The organism is Burkholderia sp. SIMBA_062, assembly GCF_046534765.1.
Taxonomy (GTDB): Bacteria; Pseudomonadota; Gammaproteobacteria; order Burkholderiales; family Burkholderiaceae; genus Burkholderia; species Burkholderia ambifaria.
This window is the reverse complement of the sequence record NZ_JAWRYD010000146.1, coordinates 1-362: the sequence shown is the minus strand read 5'-3', so window position 1 is coordinate 362 and position 362 is coordinate 1. Positions and strand designations below refer to the sequence as shown.

General features: G+C 66.9%; 1 protein-coding gene. It reads left to right on the top strand.

The features are described from left to right. On the top strand, positions 1-362 hold a 362-nt coding region (locus SB786_RS35780; protein WP_410731516.1), incomplete at both ends, for an NAD(P)/FAD-dependent oxidoreductase.

The window sequence follows — 362 nt, the reverse complement described above, 5'->3', positions numbered from 1 at the left end:
TACAAGACGCACCCGTCGATCCGCGCGTTCCTCGAAGGCGGCAAGCGCGTGTCGTACGGCGCGCGCGCGATTACGGCCGGCGGCCTGCTGTCGTTGCCGAAGACGGTATTCCCGGGCGGCGCGCTGATCGGCGACGATGCAGGCTTTCTGAACGCATCGCGGATCAAGGGCAGCCACGCGGCGATCAAGACCGGCATGCTGGCGGCCGACGCCGCATTCGACGCGGTGCAGGCCGGCCGCCAGAGCGACGAGCTCAACGCGTATCCGGATGCGTTCAAGCAATCGTGGCTGTACACGGAGCTGTACCGCGCGCGCAACTTCAAGCAGTGGATGGCCAAGGGGCTGTACCTCGGCACGCTGAT